We start from the raw sequence: 16,173 nt of genomic DNA, 5'->3' as shown, positions 1-16,173 counted from the left end.
GGGGCGTCGCTAAACCTGGAGCGGGAAAGACGTGACGGCGGGCGGCATCGAATCAGCTCCGGCGAGCCAACGCTCGACCTCGTCGTGGCTCGGCACGCTGGCCTGCGCTCCGGCGCGGGTGCAGGCCAGCGCCGAGGCGGCGCAGGCGCGGCGCAGCGCGGCGGCGAAGCTCAGGCCATGCCCGAGCGCCGCGACCAGTGTGCCGCAGAACGTGTCGCCGGCGGCGGTGGTGTCGAGCGCGCTGACGGCGAAGGCGGCCTGATGCAGGTGCTCGCCGTCGAGGCGCGCGCGACAGCCGCGTGCGCCCAGGGTCACCACCACGCCGCGCGTCGGAATGCGCGCCAGCCCAGCGTCGAGGTCGCCGGCGATGCCGCTGAGGACGGCGAGTTCGCCTTCGTTGACGATCAACAGATCGATCGCATCCAGCAACGAGCTCGGCAGCGGCCGTGCCGGCGCTGCGTTCAATACCACGCGGACACCGGCGGCGCGCGCGCGCTGCGCCCAGGCTTCGATCGCGGCCAGGGGCGATTCGAGCTGCAGCAAGAGATGGCCGACGCCGGTGAGGTCGGGCAGATCCTCGCCGCGCAGGGCCTCGTTGGCGCCGGGCGCGACGGTGATCGCGTTCTCGGCGTCGTCGGACACGCACACGAAGGCGGTGCCGGTGGCCCGGTCGGCGACGCGCACGATGTGCGGCTCGACCCCGGCCTCGCGCAGCGAACGCTCGATCGGCGCGGCGTGGGCGTCGTTGCCGAGGGCGAGCAGCATGCGTGTCGGCGCGCCGCCGGCGCGCGCGCAGGCGACGGCTTGGTTGGCGCCCTTGCCGCCCGGGAACAAAGCGAGCTCGCGGCCGAGCACGGTCTCGCCGGGCGCCGGCACGTGGCTGGCGCGGACCACGAAGTCGAGGTTGGCCGAGCCGGCGACGAGGACGCAGGAGGACAGCGCAGCGCTCATTTCGTCGTCTCCGGTTCGGCGCGGGCTGGGATCTGCAAGGCGCGATAGACCTGCCGATAGAAGTCGCTGCCGATGCGCGGCAGATCCCGCCGCGCCTCGCCGTGCGGCAGATGCTGCAACAAGGCGATGGCGATCAATCGGTGCTGCGGGTCGATCGCGTAGGTAGTCGAGGCCGCGCCCGACCAACCGAACTGCCCGCGCGACCCGGGGCGCTCGCGCTTGGCCGGGTCGATCACGACATAACCGCCGAAACCGAAGCCCTCGCCGGCGCTGTATTGGTTCACCGGCGGATCGAGCATGCCCAGTTGGTTGCGCAGCATCGCCGCGACGGTGTCGGCGCGCAGCAAGCGCGGTCGCGGCCGGGCGTTCGGGCCCGTGTTCGACGCCGCAGGGCCGGGTGGGTCGGTATCGCGCGAAGCTGACGCCGCAGGCGCGTCGGCATCGGCATCGGGCAGTGCAGCCGACGGCGCGGCGATCAAGCCGCCGTCGAGCAGCATCTGGGCGAAACGGGCGTAGTCGCACGCAGTCGAATACAGCCCGCCGGCGCCGCTCGGGTAGGGGTTCAAGCGCACGCCGGGTTCGCGCGCGCTCGGGCCGTCGGCGATCCGCAGCCGGCCGTCGTCGCCCATGCGGGTCAGGTCGACCACGCGTTCGCGCTGCGTAGGCGACACCTCGAATCCGCTGTCGCGCATGTCCAGCGGCACGAAGATGCGCTCGTGCAGGAAGGCATCGAAGGGCTGCTCGGCGACCACTTCGATCACCCGTGCCAGCACTTCCAGCGCGGCGCCGTCGTAGCCGAAGCGGGTGCCCGGATCGGCGGCGAGCGGCGCGCGGCTCAGGCGTTCGACGAAGCCTTGCAGGTCGGCGGCCGCATGCGGGTCCTGGCGCCGCGCGATCGCCGTCGCCAGCTCGTCGCCCTCAAGCCCGGCCGGAAAGCCGGCGGTGTGGGTGAGCAATTCGCGGATGCTGATCTCGCCTGCGGCATCGCGCAGCCGCGGCGCATCGACGCTGCCGCCGACGACGACCTGCGGCCGCGCCAGTTCGGGCAGGTACGCCGACACCGGGTCGTCGAGCCCGATCCGCCCTTGCTCGACCAGCAGCATCAGCGCGGCCGAGGTGATGGTCTTGGTCATCGAATACAGGCGGAAGATCGCATCGCGCCGCATCGGTGCGCGACGGGCCAGGTCGCGGTGGCCGTAGGCCTGCCAGTCGACGATGCGTCCGTCGCGCGCGATCAGGGTGACCGCGCCGAGATAGCCGTCCTTGCCGGTGACCGCGCGCATGAACCGGTGCAGCTCGGAGACGTTTGCTCCCCGGGGCGATGGGGCGGCATGGCCGTCGGCCGCCGCCGCCGACCCGATGCAGGCGCCGGCCAGCGCCAATGCTGCGACCCCGGCGAAGCGCCGGCGCCACCCGTCAGCGCCGGCAAAAAGCCACCGCCGCGGACACGACGGCGGGGGCGTCGGTCCGGGGGCGGTTCGAGGGAAACGCGGCAAGGGCGGCAGACGGTTCAGAACTTGAAGGTATGCGTGAGCGAGAAGGTGCGGCCGCGACCGGCCCAGTAGTTCTGGAAGCCGCCGGGCGGCTGCGACCAGCTCAGGATGTACTGCTTGTCGAACAGGTTTTCGATGCCGAGCGAGAACTTGCCGTAGCGTTCGGTATCGAAGTTCATGCCCAGGTCGAACAAGGTGTAGCCGCGGGTGCTTTCCTTGAAGTTGAAGCGCGCGCCGTCGAAGCCGCGCACGTCGCTGGCGGACAGGTTGCGCGAGAACAGAGTGGTGGCGCCCAGGCTGACGTCGCCGCGCGGGTGGAATTTCCAGGTCAGGGTCCAGGCGAACTTGTCGGGGTTGATGTCGAGCACGCCCATCGGTTTGTTCGTGCCGCCCGCACCGAAGCGGCCGGCGGCGTCGGCGGCCCAGAACGAGGTCTTGCCGTGGGTGTGCGAATACACCGCGCTGAAGCGCCAGGCCTCGTTGAAGCGCCAGTCGCCGGACAATTCGTAGCCCTTGATCCGCACCGGCGCGCGCAGCAACACGAAATCGTTGGTGGCCGGATCGATCGCCAGCGACTGGCCGTAGTCGGATTTGGAGTCGTAGTGCGAAGCGCTCAACGCGCCGCGTTCGCCGCGCCAGTTGAAGCCGAATTCGGTGTTCTCGACCACGATGGCGTTAAGGTCGAGCAAGTCGGCGACGCCGATGCGCGGATCGTTCGGGCAGCCGTCGGGCTGGGTGTCGCCCGGGTCGTTGGAGCATTGGATGTTGCGCAGCGGAATACCGACGTTGGCCAGGGTGAAGCCTTCGCCGTAGGAGCCGAACACCGACCAGCCGTCGGTGATGCGCCAGACCGCGCCGAAGTTGGTCAGGTTCTCCTGGTAGTCCAGGGTGCCGCCGTCGACGTGGCGGCGGTCGCGGTACCAGGTGGTGGTGTAGCCATCGACGTGCAGCTCGCCGTCTTCGCGGCGGACGCCGCCGCTGAGCGTGACCGGACCGATGTCCCAGGACAGCTGTGCCCACGGTGCGCGGCTCTTGTACTCCATCGGCGGCACCCACAGCCGGTCGGTCAGCGCCAGGCGCTGTTCGGCGGTGTCTTCGACCAGGTCGAAGCCGAGCCGCAGTTCCAGGCCGCTGACCGAGAACAGCGAGGGCCGCGCCCAGGACGTGCGCAGGCCCTTCTTGTTGGTGACGATTTCGGATTGGTCGTAGATCGAGCCCGACGGCCCGATCAGCGGATCCTGCTTGTCGATGGTGTTCTCGGGCAGGTAGCGCATCTCCTGGTCGGCCTGGTAGCCGTTGAGGGTCAGGGTGCCGCCGAAGAAGTCGGAATGGATATAGGTGAGCTGGTACTGCTTGAAATCGTTGATCGCGGCCTTGGAGCCGAAGATGCTGCCGCGCTCGGAGGTGTTGGTGCGGGTGGCTCCGCACAGTGCGGCCTCGTCCGGGCGGCAGCCCAGCACCTGCACGTAGTTGGCCTTGCCTTCGATGTTGAAGTGGCTGACCGAACCTTCGATGCGCTGCACGCCGTCCTCGCCGAAGGCGTAGCCGGCCTTGAGGAACAGGTTGCGCGACTCGGTGTCGGCCAGCGAGCCGCTGGTGTTCATGCCGATGCGGCGGCCGCTGCCGTCGTAGGTGATGCCGCGGTCGAGGAAGGAAGCGCTGGCGAGCAGGTCGAAGTTGCCGGACTTGCGGGCGAAGTTGAAACCGAGCTTCCAGCCCTCGCTGTCGTCCTCGAACTGGGTGGTGTAGCGCGAGACGACGGTGAACTCGTTGCCTTCCTTGGTCGGGGCGGCCGAGAGGTAGTTGATGATGCCGCCGGCGGCGCCGATGCCTTCCGACGCGGAAGGGCCGTTGATCACTTCGATGCGGCCGACGATGCCCATGTCGGTGAAGGTGCCGTTGCGCGTGCCTTCGCGCAGCGGCGAACCCTGCGGCACGCCGTCGAACAAACGCAGGGCGACGCGGCCGCGCAGGTTTTCGCCGGTGTTGCTCATCGCCTGCGAGGATTCGGCGTAGCCCGGCACCGAGCGCGCCAACACCGCGGTCGCGTCCTCGGTCAGCACCAGGTTGCGCTGCACTTCTTCCTTCGAGACCAGGGTGATTGCGCCGGGAATGCGGTCGACCGCTTTCGGGCTGCGCGTGCCGGTCACCACCACGTTGTCGAGATCGACCGCGGCCTGGTCGGTCGCAGCATCCTTGTCGTCGGCGCTCGCCGCGGCCTCCTGCGCGCTGGCGGGAGCGGCGATGGCGGAAAGCAGCAGGATGCTGCTGATCGCGGCGGTGAGTGGCTTGAGCATGTCGTATCCCGTCCAGGCTGCGGTTGGCGGCGCGCGCCGCAACGGCGTACGCATGAACCCCGGCGTCGAGCGACGGCGGCGTGGCCGCGTCCTTGTGGCGACGTCCCCGACATCGCATGTCCCCGGAGTGAGTGCGAGCCTATGCGTTCGACTGCGCGCATAGAACCGTCGCGGACTATGTTCAGAGACTAGGATTTGTTGCTTGAGAATCAGGGTTTTCTTGCGGCGGTGCAGCATGCGAGGCGAGCGAACGCAGGTGTGGTCCGCGTTCGCGCGCATCGCCTCCGCGTTCGCCCTTCGCGCCCGCCGTTCGCGCCGCGTGCCCGCTCAGGTTTTGGCCTGCATCGCCTTGCGGCTTTCCTGCAGCAGCACGGTCACCAGGCGCACGCGCACGCTCGAACGCGACCAGACGATGCCGATGCAGCGCTTGGCGGACGCATCGGGCAGCGCGATGCGGGCGATGTTCAGGCCTTCCGGCCAGGGCCTGGCCCAGTCCGGCACCAGCGACACGCCGAGGCCTCGGTCGACCATCACCGCGATGGCGTTGAGGGCATTGAGCTCGAAGCGTTCGCGCGGAACGATGTTGGCCGCGCGCAGGTATTCGTCGGCCTGGCGGCCGCCCCATTGGTGGCGGTCGTAGCGGATCAGCGGTTCGTTGGCGAGCAGGTCGTGCGGATCGCGCTCGGCCATCGATGCCGGCGCCAGCACGATCAGCGGTTCTTCGCGCAGCAACTGCCATTCGCAGGTCTTCGGCAGCGGGAACGGCGCCTGCAGCACGATCGCCGCATCCAGGTCGCCCTGTTCCACCGCGTGGTAGAGGTCGGCCGAGTAGCCGGGCTTGATGAAGACGTTGATCTGCGGAAAGGTCTCGACCATGCGTGCGAGCACGTCGGGCAGCATGCCGGCCAGGGCGGTCGGGCAGGCGCCCAGGCGCAGCTCGCCGGAGATCTCGCTTTCGTTGGCCACGCTGCGCAGGTCGGCGACGCTGCGCAACAGCTCGCGGCTGCGCGGCAGGATCCGCGCGCCTTCCTCGGTGACGCTGACGGTGCGGCCGACCCGGGCGATCAGCGGCGCGCCGATCTCGCGCTCCAGGGTGCGGATCTGCTGCGCCACCGCGGCCGGGGTGATGCCGAGCACGCGCGCCGCCGCGGCCATCGAACCCTGGTCGACGATGGTCACGAAGGTGTTGAGAAATTGGGTTTCCATGACCTCTCGCTGGCGTCGTGACGGTTGCGCGAATCGCGGCTAGCCGAGGCTACACGAGGGTCGCCAGACCCGCGTATGCCATCAGGGGGAGGCCGGTGCGGCGGCGACCGCCGCGTCCTTGTCGCGGTAGATCGTCAATCCGTCGAGCGAGCGCGCCGGCGCCGGGAACAACAGGCTGGCGAGGTAGCCGAACACGATGCACAGCAGGATCGAGATCGCCAGATAGAAGTACGGATGCACCAGGCGGAACGACCAGATCACCAGGGTCAGCACGATGCTGATGCCGATGCCGATGGCCACCCCGGGCGAATTGGCGCGGCGGGTGAACATACCCAGGGTGTAGGCGCCGGCGAAACCGCCGCCGAGCAGGCCGGCCAGTTCGATCGATACGTCGAACAGCGAATGGATGTCGAAGCGCGACAGCAACAGCGCCGCGCCGATACCGACCAGGCCGACCGCGACCGTGGTGAGTTCGGCGACGAACACGCTTTTCTTGGCGGTGCCGCGCTTGGCCAGTTTCTCGTAGAAATCCACCGAGATCAGCGTGGCCACGCTGTTCATGATCCCCGACAAGGTCGCCATCGCCGCGGCGAAGATGCCGGCGATGATCAGCCCGGTGACCCCGACCGGCAGTTCGGCGGCGATGAACAAGGGGAAGGTGGCGTCGATCGGCAGCAGCGGGTTCATCCGCTCCGGGTGCGATTTGTAATAGACGAACAGCGCGGTGCCGATCATGTAGAACACGAAGCCGCCGGGGATCATGATCGCGGCGAAGGCCCAGATCGAACGCCCGGCCTCGCGGTCGGACTTGGTCGACAGGGTGCGCTGCATCAGCACCTGGTCCTTCGGGAAGGTCAGCACCACGTCGAACAGCACCAGGAACACGAAGCCCCAGACCGTGGCCTTGGTCATGTCGAAGCTGAAGTCGAACAGGTGCATCTTGTCTTCGGCGCGGGCGATGGCGAGGAATTCGCCGAAACCGCCGTGCAACTGCCAGACGATGAAGCCGATGGCGAACACCGCGCCGCCCATCTTGACGATGACCTGGACGAAATCGGTCCAGATCACCGCTTTCATGCCGCCCATCGCGGTGTAGACGATGGTGAAGCCGCCCATCAGCAGCACGCTCCAGAACACGCTGATGCCGGTGATGGTGGCGATCGCCAACGCCGGCAGGAACAGGATCACGCTCATGCGGCTGCCGATCTGGGTCAGGATGCACAGCGCGCTGGCGAGCATGCGGATCGCCGGATGGAAACGCGTCTCCAGGTAGGAGAACACCGACATCAGGTCGAGCCGGCGCAGCAGCGGTACGATCCAGATCGCCACGAAGATCAGCCCGAGCACCGCGATGAGGTTGTTGGTGAGGTACTGCCAGTTGCTCTCGAAGGCCTTGGCGGGAATGGCGATGAAGCTGATCGAGCTGGTGTTGGCGGCGTACAGGCTGACGCCGGCGGCCCAGAACGGAATGCTGCGGCCGCCGACGAAGAAATTGGCGGTCGAGTTGCGTTTCTCGCGCAGATAGAAATACAGGCCGATGCCGATCATGCCGGCCAGGTAGACCACGATCACCAACCAGTCCAGCCAGTGCAGCAGCAGCTTGTTGGCCTGCACTTGCGCGGTCGCGAACGCGGTGCGGCGGCCGTCGGCCGAGGGCTGCGTCCACAACAGGCCGTCGGGCCAGGCGGCGGTGAGCTGCGCGCCGGCCAGTTGCGCGCCCGGCAGCGGTGCCCAGGCGCTGGTGATGGTCTGATAGGTCATCGGCGTCGCCGCCGTGGCCCCCGGCGCGATCACCGGATACAGCACGTGGGCCTGGCCGAGGGCGCGGCCGGCACCGGGCAGCACCTGCCCCGGTACCGCGCCGGCCTGGCGCCAACCGTGTTCGGCCGACCAGCGCAGCAGGCGGTCGGCGCCGCCGTGCGGGTCGGCGACGGCGACGAACAGGGAATGCGTCTGCACCACCAACGAGCGCGGCGCGCCGGCGCCCGGCCAGATCGCGACCGCACTCCAGGCGAGGCTCGCATCGGCGAGGCCGCGTTGGAACAAATGCAGCGCGCCGCCGGCATCGCGTCCGGCCACGAACAAGGTGTCGGCCGACAAGGCGCCACGCACTTGCGACAAGGCGGCCGGCAACGACGGCAGCGGGGCGAGGCGCAGGCCGCGCTCGTCGAGCGACAACTGCGCGACTGCGGTGGCGTCGGCGCTGGCGTCGGAGACGATATAGGCGCGGGTGCCGTCGCCGATCAGCGCGGCGACCTTGGCCGTACTAGCGGCGGTATCCCGGGCGCGCAAGGCGGTCCAGGCGGCGTCGCCGGGCGCCAGGCTCCAGGCGCCGTCGCGGGCGATGGCGACGGTGCGGCCGTCGATGGTGGCCACGCCGAGCAGCGGCGAGGGCGTGTCGAGCCCGGGCAGGCTGGCACTGCGCAAGGGCGTCAGCGGTTCGGCCTGTACGGGCGCGGCCACGATCGTCAGCGCGGCGCAGACGACGAGCAGGCGCCGCGCGATGCGCTGCGCGAGCGTGGCGAGCGCTCGGGGCGAGGCGGCGGCGGGGGCGGTCGGGTGATCGATACGCGGCGGGCTCATGTGCGCTCCGCGGCCGCGACCAGGGCCTGGGCGCGCTTGAGGAAGGGCAGGTCGATCATGCGGCCGTCGACGACGAAGACGCCACGGCCGTCGGCCGGCATCGCTTCGGCCGCGGCCAGCACGCGTCGCGCCGCGGCCAGCTCGCTGGCGCTGATCGCGAAAGCGGCGTGGGCCAGCGCGACCTGGCGCGGATGCACGCAGGTCTTGCCGAGATAACCGAGCCGGTGCGCGGCCTGCGCTTCGGCGCTGAAGCCGGCGTCGTCGTGCAGGTCGGCGTAGGCGCCGTCGAGCGCGAACACCCCGGCCTGGGCTGCGGCCATGCGCACGGCGAACATCGCCGCATGCACGTTGGCGCGGTCGCGGCGGTCGATGCCTTCGGCCTCGAACAGATCGCCCAGGCCGAGTTGCAGCCCGGCCACGCGCGGATGCGCGGCGGCGATCTCGGCGGCATGGGCGAGCGCGCGCGGGGTTTCGATGTTGACCAGGACCGGGATCGGCGGCGCGGCGGCGTTGTCGGCCTGGGCGCGTTCGATCGCCGCGACCGCCGCACGCAGGGCGCTCGCCGATTCGATCTTGGGCAGGTTGATCAGGGTCACGCCGGTGCGCGCGACCGCGGCGAGGTCGGCGGCGAAGTGCGGCGAGGCGGGGTCGTTGACCCGCACGATGACGACCTTGGGCGAGGCCGTCACCGCCGCCGAGCCAACGAAGGCCGCGACCGCGGCGCGCGCGGCGTCCTTGGCGTTTTCGGCGACCGCGTCCTCGAGATCGAACGACAGTGCATCGGCCGGACCGGCCAGCGCCTTGGCGAACAATTCCGGCCGCGACCCGGGCACGAACAGCTTGCTACGCATGGATCACCGCGGCGGGATGCGAATCGTCATGGGGCTGGAGTGTGCGACAAGCGGACCGCGGCAATCGCACAGGGCCGGCATGTTCAAACGATAGGTTTTGTTTCGATCCGCGCCGCCGGCGATCCGGCGCGCGGCCCCGGGATCGGCGGTTTCGGCCGGGCAACGTCGTCGAAGCGGCATCGATCCGGCGTTGAAGCGGCGGGAACGTTCCCCATCGGGCCGATGCAGCCGATAATGGCGCCTGTCCGCCCAGGTCCGCGCCCGTTCGCGTGCCGCCAACGAGCCGCCGATGACCTCCAGCCGCAGTTTTCCCGACTACCCCTTCCAGCCGCAGCGTTTCCAGGTCCGTCCCGGGATCGAGATGAGCTATCTCGACGAAGGCCCGCGCGATGGCGAGGTCGTGGTGATGCTGCACGGCAACCCGTCCTGGAGCTATTACTGGCGCAAGCTGGTGCTGGCGCTGCGCGACCCGAGTTCGGGCAAGGCTTATCGCTGCATCGTCCCCGACCATGTCGGCATGGGCCTGTCGGACAAGCCCTCCGACGATCCGGCAGTGCAGCCGCATTACGCGTACACCCTGCAATCGCGCGTCGACGACGTCGAGCGCCTGCTGCAGCACCTCGGCGTGACCGGGCCGATGACCCTGGCGGTGCACGACTGGGGCGGCGGCATCGGCTTCGGCTGGGGCCTCAAGCATTCCGAACAGATCAAGCGCCTGGTCATCACCAACACCGGCGCCTTCCCGCTGCCGGCGGCCAAGCCGTTGCCCAAGCGCCTGCGCCTGGGCCGCGATTCCGCGATCGGCACCGGCCTGATCCGCGGCTTCAACGCCTTCGCCGGCGGCGCCGCGCGCATGGGCGTGGTCAAGCCGATGCCGGCCGACGTGCGCCGCGCCTACCTGGCGCCGTACGACTCCTGGGCCAACCGCATCGCCACCTCGCGCTTCGTCCAGGACATTCCGCTCGGCGACGGCGATCTGGCCTGGCCGTTGGTGCAGGCGATGGGCCGCAAGCTGCCCGAATACGCCGACCGCCCGGCCTTCATCGGCTGGGGCCTGCGCGATTTCGTCTTCGATCATCACTTCCTCAAAGGCTTCACCGACGCGCTGCCGCAGGCGCAGGTGCACGCTTTCGACGACGCCGGCCATTACGTGCTGGAAGATCAGGCCGAGGTGCTGGTGCCGGAGATCCGCGCCTTCCTCGACCGACACCCCTTGAGTTGAGCCGATGACGAACCCGACGCCAGCACCCGTCATCGAAGCAGGCGCCATCGAAGCAGGCGCCGCTGCGGCGAGCCGTAGCGACACCTGCAACATCGCCGCTGCGTTGCCGGCCTGCGCGGCGCAGTCGCCCGAACGGGTGGCGATGCGTTGCCCGGGCACGCGCCGCGGCGACGGTCTGGCGAGTTACGACGTCGAGCTGACCTACGGCGAACTCGACCGGCGCAGCGACGCGATCGCCGCCGGCCTGGCCAAGCGCGGCATCGTGCGCGGCACCCGCACCGCGGTGATGGTGCGGCCGTCGCCGGAGTTCTTCCTGTTGATGTTCGCTCTGTTCAAGGCCGGCGCGGTGCCGGTGCTGATCGACCCGGGCATCGACAAACGCGCGCTGCGGCAATGCCTGGACGAAGCCGAGCCGGAGGCCTTCATCGGCATTCCGCTGGCCCACGTCGCCCGCGTCGTGCTCGGCTGGGCGAAGTCGGCGCGCATCCGCATCACCACCGGCCGGCGCGCCTTCCTTGCCGACGACACCCTGGCGCGGGTCGAGCGCGACGGCGAAGGCGCGCCCTCGCAGCTTGCCGACACCCGCCCCGACGAAGTCGCCGCGATCGTGTTCACCAGCGGCTCGACCGGCGTGCCCAAGGGCGTGGTGTTCCGCCACCGCCATTTCGTCGCCCAGATCGACATGATGGGCGAAGCCTTCGGCATCGCCCCCGGCGGCGTCGACCTGCCGACCTTCCCGCCGTTCGCCCTGTTCGATCCGGCGCTGGGCCTGACCTCGGTGATCCCCGACATGGACCCGACCCGGCCGGCGCAGGCCGATCCGGTCAAGCTGATCGATGCCATCCACCGTTTCGGCGTCGACCAATTGTTCGGTTCGCCGGCATTGATGGCGGTGTTGGCCAAGCACGGCCAGGCCTTGCCGGGCGTCAAGCGAGTGACCTCGGCCGGCGCGCCGGTGCCGCCGGAAACGGTGGCGGCGCTGCGCGAGCTGTTGCCGCGCGACGCCCAGTTCTGGACCCCGTACGGCGCCACCGAATGCCTGCCGGTGGCGGTGATCGAAGGCCGCGAACTGCAGTCCACGCGCGCGGCGACCGAGCAGGGCGCCGGCACCTGCGTGGGCCGTGCGGTCGAGCGCAACGAGGTGCGGATCATCCGCATCGACGATGCCGCGATCGAACACTGGTCCGACGACCTGGTGTTGCCGGACGGCGTGGTCGGCGAGATCACCGTGGCCGGCCCGACCGCGACCGACAGCTATTTCCGTCGCGATGCGGCGACGCATCTGGCCAAGATCCGCGAAGTGCGCGGCGGGCTCGACCGCATCGTCCACCGCATGGGCGACCTGGGCTATCTCGACGGCGAAGGCCGGCTGTGGTTCTGCGGGCGCAAGACCCATCGCGTCGAAACCGCGAGCGGCCCGCTGTACACCGAACAGGTCGAGCCGGTGTTCAACACCCACCCGAAGGTGCGCCGCACCGCCCTGGTCGGCACCGGCGCCTTCGGTGCGCAGACCCCGTTGCTGTGGGTGGAGCTGCATGAACCGCGCACCGCGCGCGCCGAGTGCGAGCGCATCGCCGAAGAACTGCGCGCGATCGGCGCGGAGCACGCGCATACCGCGGGTATCGAGCGGATCCGTTTCCATCCGGGCTTCCCGGTCGATATCCGCCATAACGCCAAGATCGGGCGCGAGAAGCTGGCGGCGCAGGCGCAGAAGGGCTGAAGCGGGCTGCGTCGGATCGACGCAGGTCGAGGCGCGCACCGGCGGGACTCGGCTCTTGGTGCTTCGGGGCGAAAAGCAAATTCCCCCTGGCCCCCCTTTTGCAAAGGGGGGAACTCGATAAGGGGAGCTCGATAGGACGGGGCGACGAGGCTCCAAGAGCCCGATAGACGGCGCAGCGACGGCTATCGCTGTTGCCCCCTTTGACAAAGGGGGCGAACGGCCGCGCAGCGGACGTGGGGGATTTGCTTTTTCTTCGCCAACGCACGGCGAAGGCCGTCGCGCGCAGCCTATGATGCGCAAGGTTTCCGCAGCCGCGCGCTGCACTCACGACTTTCACGGATGCAGCAACGATGAAGATATTGGTCACCGGCGGCGGCGGTTTTCTCGGTCAGGCCCTGTGCCGCGGCCTGGTCGCGCGCGGGCATGAGGTGGTCAGTTTCAATCGCGGCCTGTACCCGGCGCTGGAACCGCTCGGCGTGATCCAACTGCGCGGCGATCTCGCCGATCGCCAGGCCGTGATCGATGCCGCGCAAGGCTGCGAGGCGGTCTTCCACAACGCCGCCAAGGCCGGCGCCTGGGGCAGTTACGAGAGCTATCACCAGGCCAACGTGGTCGGCACCGAGAACGTGCTCGCGGCCTGTCACGCCCACGGCATCGGCAAACTCGTCTACACCTCGACCCCGAGCGTGACCCACCGCGCCACCCATCCGGTCGAAGGCGGCACCGCCGACAGCGTGCCTTACGGCGAAGGCTTCAAGGCCGCCTATGCGACCACCAAGACCATCGCCGAAAAGGCCGTGCTCGCCGCCAACGGGCCGGACCTGGCCACGGTCGCCCTGCGCCCGCGCCTGATCTGGGGCGTCGGCGACAATCAGTTGCTGCCGCGCCTGGTCGAACGCGCCCGCAGCGGCCGCCTGCGCTTCGTCGGCGACGGCCACAACCGCATCGACACGACCTATATCGACAACGCCGCGCAGGCGCATTTCGACGCCTTCGAGCATCTCGCCCCGGGCGCGCCCTGCGCCGGCCGCGCCTACTTCATCAGCAACGGCGAGCCGCGCACGGTGCGCGAGACGGTCAACGGTTTGCTCGCCGCGGTCGGCGCGCCGACCGCCGACAAGACCCTGCCGTTCCGCGCCGCCTACGCCATCGGCGCGGTCTGCGAGCTGCTGTGGACGGTGTTGCCGCTGAAGGGCGAGCCGCCGATGACGCGTTTCCTCGCCGAGCAGTTGTCGACCACGCACTGGTACGACATGGCGCCGGCCCGGCGCGACTTCGGCTACGTGCCCCAGGTCGGTTTCGACGAAGGCCTGGCGCGGGTGCGCGCCCACCATGCCCAGGCCGGCGGCGCGGCCTCGACATCCGCGTAACAGCCGGCCGGCGCGCGCCGGCTAGAATGGCCGCATGACCGACACCGCCTCGCCCCTGGACGCGCTCAAGCCGATGGCCGGCCGCGCGCTCGAAGCCGCGCTGAACCGCGCGCTCGCGCTCGATCCCGACACCCGCGAAGCGCTGCGCCCGCTCGACGGCCGCAGCGTCGCCCTGCACCTGGCGTCGCCGCCGCTGGCGCTGCGCATCGTGGTGGCCGGCGAGCGCCTCGAAGTCGGGCCGGTGCGCGACAGCGACGAACCCGACCTGTCGGTGCGCAGTACCCTCGGCGCGATCCTGTCGCAGTTGCCCAACCTGCTCGGCGGCGCGCGCAACGATCATGCCGCACCGGTCGGCAAGTTGCGCATCGAGGGCGACGCCGATCTGGCGCGGCGCCTGCAGCGTCTGGCCGAACGCTTCGATCCGGACTGGCAGCAACCCTTCACCGCGGTGTTCGGCGATGTGATCGGGGTGCAGGTCGCCAATACCGTCGCCGGCGCCTTGCGCCACGCCCGCGATGCCGCCGGCGCCTTGGCCGGCAACGCCGCCGAATACGTCACCGAGGAATCGCGCGACGTGGTCCCGCGCGATGAGTTGAACGCCTTCCACGACGATGTCGACACCTTGCGCGACGACGTCGAGCGTGCGGCCGCACGCGTGGCGCGCTTGCGCGACCGCGCAGGACGCAGCGCATGAGGTCGGCGGTGCGTGCCTGGCGTATCGGCCGCGTGCTGCTGCGCTATCGCCTCGACGACCTGCTCGACGGCACCCCGGTCGAGCGCTGGCTCAAGCTTGCGCGCCCGTTCGTGCCGCGCGCTTCCGACGAGATCGCGGCGATGTCGCGCGGTGCGCGCCTGCGCCTGGTGCTGCAGGAGCTCGGGCCGATCTTCGTCAAGTTCGGGCAGATCCTCTCGACCCGGCGCGACCTGGTGCCGCCGGACATCGCGATCGAGCTGGCGCTGCTGCAGGACCGGGTCGCGCCGTTCGACGGGGAGACCGCGCGCAAGATCGTCGAGGACGCGCTCGAGCGCCGCATCGGCGAGGCCTTCGAATCCTTCGACATCGAACCGCTGGCCTCGGCCTCGATCGCCCAGGTGCACGCGGCGCGGTTGCCGGCGCAGGACGGCAAGCCGCCGCGCGAAGTCGTGGTCAAGGTGTTGCGTCCCGACATCGAGGGCAAGATCGCCGGCGATATCGCCTTGCTCAAGGCGCTCGCCGCCCTGGTCGACCGCGCTCATCCCAGTGCCGACAAGATCCGCCCGCGCGCCATCGTCGCCGAGATCGAGAGCACCCTCGCCGCCGAACTGGACCTGCAGCGCGAAGGCGCCAACGCCAGCGTGCTGCGCCGTTTCTGGGCCGACAGCGACGACATGTACGTGCCGGAAGTGATCTGGTCGCACACCGGCGAACGCGCGCTGACCCTGGAGCGCGTGTACGGCATTCCGTCCGACGACATCGCCGCGCTCGACGCCGCCGGCATCGATCGGCGCGCGCTCGCCTCCAAGGGCGTGCGGGTGTTCTACACCCAGGTGTTCCGCGACAATTTCTTCCACGCCGATGCCCATGCCGGCAACATCTGGGTCGACAGCGACCCGGCGCGGCGCAGCAATCCGCGTTTCATCGCCCTGGATTTCGGCATCATGGGCCAGTTGTCGGACGAGGATCAGTACTACCTCGCCGAAAACTTCATGGCGATCTTCAACCGCGACTACCGCCGCATCGCCGAGTTGCACGTGCAGGCCGGCTGGATTCCGCCGCACATCCGCATCGACGAGCTCGAAGCGGCGACGCGTGCGGTGTGCGAGCCCTACTTCACCCGACCGCTCAGCGAGATCTCGCTGGCCGAGGTGCTGGTGAAGTTGTTCCGCACCGCGCAGCGTTACGAGTTGACCCTGCAGCCGCAGCTGATCCTGCTGCAGAAGACCTTGCTCAACATCGAAGGCGTCGGCCGTCTGCTCGATCCCAAGCTCGACATCTGGGCGGTGGCGCGGCCGGTGCTGCAGCGCATCCTGCTGGACCGCTACAGCCCGCAGCGGCTGGCGAGCGAGTTCCGCAAGCGTTTGCCGGAGTTGGTCACGCGTGCGCCGGAGATGCCGCGCCTGCTGCACAGCTGGCTCAATCAGCAGGTGTCGGGCCAGCACGAATTGAAGATGCGCTCGCAGGACATCACCGACCTAAATCGCACGATCAAGGATGCGGTGCGGCGCACGGTCGCGGCGATCCTCGGCACCGGCCTGCTGGTGGTCGCGGCGGTGCTGTACGGCATGGAATCGGGCGGCCCGAGGTTCTGGTCGATCCCGGCTTCGTCGTGGATTGCCGGGCTCGGCGGTCTGTGGGCGCTGCTGGCGGCGTGGCCGCGGAGCAAGAACTCTGGTTGATGGGGCACCTTGCTCTGTTGGCGCACGTGCCGTTGCCGAGATTTTGACCTGCTTTGCCGCTTTGCCGGTCAAGTGGAGACCCGGAGGGCGGCGCACAGGACGTG

11 protein-coding genes are annotated in these 16,173 nt (G+C 69.6%); 5 read left to right on the top strand and 6 right to left on the bottom strand.

The features are described 5' to 3' along the window. Window positions 1–9: 9 nt before the first annotated feature. The 6 genes from EX88_RS0115025 to EX88_RS0115000 form a co-directional block, all read right to left on the bottom strand. The gene (locus tag EX88_RS0115025; RefSeq protein ID WP_200875854.1) at window positions 10–951 is read right to left on the bottom strand and encodes a ribokinase; all 942 of its coding nucleotides are present in this window, start codon (window positions 949–951) and stop codon (window positions 10–12) included. Then, window positions 948–2,234, bottom strand: coding sequence for a serine hydrolase domain-containing protein (locus EX88_RS23820; RefSeq protein WP_152566290.1), 1,287 nt, complete (start codon window positions 2,232–2,234; stop codon window positions 948–950). The genes EX88_RS0115025 and EX88_RS23820 overlap by 4 nt, the downstream gene beginning before the upstream one ends. A 227-nt stretch (window positions 2,235–2,461) precedes the next feature. Continuing rightward, window positions 2,462–4,741 (bottom strand): TonB-dependent receptor, encoded by a 2,280-nt coding sequence (locus EX88_RS0115015; RefSeq protein ID WP_031372809.1) that lies wholly within the window; start codon window positions 4,739–4,741, stop codon window positions 2,462–2,464. 327 nt (window positions 4,742–5,068) lie between these two features. After that, complete coding sequence (locus tag EX88_RS0115010; RefSeq protein WP_031372808.1) at window positions 5,069–5,947, bottom strand: LysR family transcriptional regulator; 879 nt, start codon at window positions 5,945–5,947, stop codon at window positions 5,069–5,071. Window positions 5,948–6,028: 81 nt separating this feature from the next. After that, a complete protein-coding gene (locus EX88_RS24635) occupies window positions 6,029–8,530 on the bottom strand; it encodes a sodium:solute symporter (RefSeq protein ID WP_081931040.1) in 2,502 nt (833 codons plus the stop codon). Then, complete coding sequence (locus EX88_RS0115000; protein WP_031372806.1) at window positions 8,527–9,381, bottom strand: HpcH/HpaI aldolase/citrate lyase family protein; 855 nt, start codon at window positions 9,379–9,381, stop codon at window positions 8,527–8,529. The genes EX88_RS24635 and EX88_RS0115000 overlap by 4 nt, the downstream gene beginning before the upstream one ends. A 289-nt stretch (window positions 9,382–9,670) precedes the next feature. Between EX88_RS0115000 and EX88_RS0114995 the strand changes: the two genes are divergently transcribed. From EX88_RS0114995 to ubiB, 5 genes are all read left to right on the top strand, one after another. Next, window positions 9,671–10,603, top strand: a complete 933-nt coding sequence (locus tag EX88_RS0114995; protein ID WP_031372805.1) for an alpha/beta fold hydrolase — start codon at window positions 9,671–9,673, stop codon at window positions 10,601–10,603. A gap of 4 nt (window positions 10,604–10,607) precedes the next feature. Further along, on the top strand, window positions 10,608–12,323 hold the full coding sequence (oleC, locus tag EX88_RS0114990; protein ID WP_081931038.1) for an olefin beta-lactone synthetase: 1,716 nt from the start codon (window positions 10,608–10,610) through the stop codon (window positions 12,321–12,323). A 350-nt stretch (window positions 12,324–12,673) separates the two neighbouring features. Continuing rightward, window positions 12,674–13,693 carry a 2-alkyl-3-oxoalkanoate reductase gene (oleD, locus tag EX88_RS0114985; RefSeq protein WP_031372803.1) on the top strand — a complete coding sequence of 340 codons (1,020 nt, stop codon included), beginning with the start codon at window positions 12,674–12,676 and terminating at the stop codon, window positions 13,691–13,693. A 34-nt stretch (window positions 13,694–13,727) separates the two neighbouring features. Further along, window positions 13,728–14,387: a ubiquinone biosynthesis accessory factor UbiJ gene (locus EX88_RS0114980; protein ID WP_031372802.1), complete on the top strand. Its 660-nt coding sequence runs from the start codon at window positions 13,728–13,730 to the stop codon at window positions 14,385–14,387. Beyond that, the gene (gene ubiB / locus EX88_RS0114975) at window positions 14,384–16,069 is read left to right on the top strand and encodes a ubiquinone biosynthesis regulatory protein kinase UbiB (protein WP_031372801.1); all 1,686 of its coding nucleotides are present in this window, start codon (window positions 14,384–14,386) and stop codon (window positions 16,067–16,069) included. The genes EX88_RS0114980 and ubiB overlap by 4 nt, the downstream gene beginning before the upstream one ends. Window positions 16,070–16,173 lie beyond the last annotated feature (104 nt).

It is taken from the genome of Lysobacter antibioticus (assembly GCF_000731095.1).
GTDB classification, from domain to species: Bacteria; Pseudomonadota; Gammaproteobacteria; order Xanthomonadales; family Xanthomonadaceae; genus Lysobacter; species Lysobacter antibioticus_B.
This window is presented reverse-complemented; position numbering and strand designations above follow the sequence as displayed.

Bases quoted from the DNA above. Each gene is read 5' to 3' on its own strand.
- EX88_RS0114995 (WP_031372805.1), top strand. From the start codon at position 9,671: ATGACCTCCAGCCGCAGTTTTCCCGACTACCCCTTCCAGCCGCAGCGT.
- EX88_RS24635 (WP_081931040.1), bottom strand. From the start codon at position 8,530: ATGAGCCCGCCGCGTATCGATCACCCGACCGCCCCCGCCGCCGCCTCG.
- ubiB (WP_031372801.1), top strand. From the start codon at position 14,384: ATGAGGTCGGCGGTGCGTGCCTGGCGTATCGGCCGCGTGCTGCTGCGC.
- EX88_RS0114980 (WP_031372802.1), top strand. From the start codon at position 13,728: ATGACCGACACCGCCTCGCCCCTGGACGCGCTCAAGCCGATGGCCGGC.
- EX88_RS0115025 (WP_200875854.1), bottom strand. From the start codon at position 951: ATGAGCGCTGCGCTGTCCTCCTGCGTCCTCGTCGCCGGCTCGGCCAAC.
- oleC (WP_081931038.1), top strand. From the start codon at position 10,608: ATGACGAACCCGACGCCAGCACCCGTCATCGAAGCAGGCGCCATCGAA.
- EX88_RS0115000 (WP_031372806.1), bottom strand. From the start codon at position 9,381: ATGCGTAGCAAGCTGTTCGTGCCCGGGTCGCGGCCGGAATTGTTCGCC.
- EX88_RS23820 (WP_152566290.1), bottom strand. From the start codon at position 2,234: ATGCGCGCGGTCACCGGCAAGGACGGCTATCTCGGCGCGGTCACCCTG.
- EX88_RS0115010 (WP_031372808.1), bottom strand. From the start codon at position 5,947: ATGGAAACCCAATTTCTCAACACCTTCGTGACCATCGTCGACCAGGGT.
- oleD (WP_031372803.1), top strand. From the start codon at position 12,674: ATGAAGATATTGGTCACCGGCGGCGGCGGTTTTCTCGGTCAGGCCCTG.
- EX88_RS0115015 (WP_031372809.1), bottom strand. From the start codon at position 4,741: ATGCTCAAGCCACTCACCGCCGCGATCAGCAGCATCCTGCTGCTTTCC.